The organism is Komagataeibacter sp. NFXK3, from assembly GCF_054182245.1.
Window position 1 is genome coordinate 1 of sequence record NZ_JAPIVJ010000063.1, and the last position, 2,250, is coordinate 2,250.

The following is a 2,250-nucleotide window of genomic DNA, read 5'->3' on the forward strand; positions in this document are numbered from 1 at the left end:
GCCACAATGGGTGAAAAGGCTGACACAGAACGATAGCGGCCAGGATTACGCAGCGCGATCATGATGGCGCCAAATCCACCCATCGAATGTCCCGCAATGCCTCGCTGCTGCGTAACCGGAAAGCTCGCCTCAATCAGCGCAGGAAGTTCCGTGACGACGTAATCATACATCCGATAATGCACAGCCCACGGCTCCTGCGTCGCATTGAGGTAAAATCCGGCACCCTGTCCAAGATCGTACGCATCGTCATCAGCCACACCCACGCCCCGTGGACTGGTATCCGACGCGACAATGGCGATGCCCAGTTCTGCGGCCACGCGTTGCGCGCCAGCCTTGCCAATGAAATTCTGCTCCGTACATGTCAGACCGGAGAGCCAGTAAAGAACGGGAACCTTTTCAGTTTTTGCCTGCGGCGGCAGGTAGATCGCGAAGTTTGCTTCCACACCCAACGACACGGACTTGTGTCGCCAGACTTCCTGCACGCCCCCAAAAGAGGCGTGTGTTTCCTTGCGTTCCATGGCTCTCACTGCCTTTTGCGCATGTCAGTTACCGTCCGTGAAGGTATAAGTGCAGATCTTGTTCCCTGCCGGATCCCGGAGATAGGCAGCGTAAGCGCCCGGTAAGTGGCTTCGCGGACCGGGTGCGCCTTCATCGGCTCCCCCATTGGCAAGACCTGCGGCATGAAAAGCCTCCACTTCGGCGGGTGTCGCTGCTGCAAAACCGATGGTGACACCGTTGCTTGAGGGCGCTTCACCGTTGCCTGGACGTGCAATGATGAAGGCTGGCTTTTCGCGGCCATACAGAATCCACCCATGCCCGAACGGCCCCAGGTTTTTTATGCCCAGAGCCGCAAGCGCGGCGTCATAGAATTTCGCGGATACCGCAGTATCCACTGCCCCAAGAAAAACATGAGAGAAAACACCGTCACCGGAAATAACTGCCATGATCGTTCTCCTGTAATTTCCAACCATTGGAAATGATGTTGCGCGGTGAGACGCAGACCTTAGAAATGAATGACGGAACGGATGGATTTTCCTTCATGCATCAGATCGAAGGCCGTATTGATGTCTTCGAGCGGCATGGTGTGGGTTACGAAAGGCGCAAGTTCGATATCGCCACGCATGGCATCTTCGACCATGCCGGGAAGCTGGCTGCGTCCCTTGACCCCACCGAAAGCCGAGCCGCGCCACGAACGCCCCGTCACAAGCTGGAAGGGACGGGTCGAAATTTCCTGACCGGCCCCTGCCACCCCGATGACGATCGACTGCCCCCACCCACGATGCGCGGCTTCTAACGCCGCGCGCATGACGTTGACGTTTCCGATACATTCAAATGTATGATCAATACCCCAGCCGGTCATTTCCACAAGAACCTGCTGAATCGGTTTGTCATAATCCTTGGGGTTGAGGAATTCCGTGGCGCCGAATGCTTTGGCAAGTTCAAACTTTTCCGGGTTGGTATCAATAGCGAAAATCCGGCCAGCCTTTGCCTGTCGCGCTCCCTGAATGACCGCGAGACCGATCCCGCCCAGACCGAAGACGGCAACCGTATCTCCCGGCTGCACCTTGGCCGTGTTGTGTACCGCACCAATCCCTGTGGTGACGCCACATCCCAACAGACAGACATGCTCTGGATTGGATGCGGGATTGATTTTTGCCAGAGAAACCTCGGCGACAACCGTGTATTCGCTGAACGTCGAACACCCCATGTAATGATGGATCGGCTGACCTTTGTAGGAGAAGCGTGTCGTGCCATCCGGCATCACGCCTTTACCCTGTGTGGCGCGCACTGAAATGCAGAGATTGGTTTTTCCCGACTTACAGAACAGACATTCACCGCATTCCGCCGTGTAAAGCGGAATGACATGGTCGCCGGGGGCAACGCTGGTGACCCCTTCTCCGACCTCGATGACAATTCCCGCGCCTTCGTGACCCAAAACGGCTGGGAACAGTCCCTCGGGATCATCCCCTGACAGGGTAAACGCATCAGTGTGGCACACACCCGTATGCGTGATCTGCACGAGCACCTCACCAGCACGAGGAGGCGCTACATCGATCTCGACAATCTCAAGGGGCTTACCCGCCTCGAAAGCAACTGCGGCCCGTGATTTCATGATTTTTTCTCCAAATAACCTATCAGCCAGCATCGAGGGCATTACCGGAGATAGGATCGAACGAGTGACACCACATTCTCGATCGAACCACTGGCAGCATCACGATCACCGGCACACTCAACAAATTCTTCCCGCAG

At 56.2% G+C, this 2,250-nt stretch carries 3 protein-coding genes; all 3 read right to left on the reverse strand.

The features are described 5' to 3' along the window. Positions 1–518, reverse strand: a 518-nt coding sequence (locus tag OQZ28_RS17395; protein ID WP_458136690.1) for an alpha/beta hydrolase-fold protein, incomplete at its 3' end; no start/stop codon positions are given. Positions 519–542: 24 nt separating this feature from the next. Continuing rightward, the gene (locus tag OQZ28_RS17400; protein ID WP_039733238.1) at positions 543–944 is read right to left on the reverse strand and encodes a VOC family protein; all 402 of its coding nucleotides are present in this window, start codon (positions 942–944) and stop codon (positions 543–545) included. A gap of 59 nt (positions 945–1,003) precedes the next feature. Then, the gene (locus OQZ28_RS17405; RefSeq protein ID WP_039733241.1) at positions 1,004–2,113 is read right to left on the reverse strand and encodes an S-(hydroxymethyl)glutathione dehydrogenase/class III alcohol dehydrogenase; all 1,110 of its coding nucleotides are present in this window, start codon (positions 2,111–2,113) and stop codon (positions 1,004–1,006) included. Between the last annotated feature and the right edge of the window lie 137 nt (positions 2,114–2,250).

What these genes read in the sequence shown, in the direction of transcription:
- OQZ28_RS17405 (WP_039733241.1), bottom strand. Translation starts at nt 2,113, where the DNA reads ATGAAATCACGGGCCGCAGTTGCTTTCGAGGCGGGTAAGCCCCTTGAG.
- OQZ28_RS17400 (WP_039733238.1), bottom strand. Translation starts at nt 944, where the DNA reads ATGGCAGTTATTTCCGGTGACGGTGTTTTCTCTCATGTTTTTCTTGGG.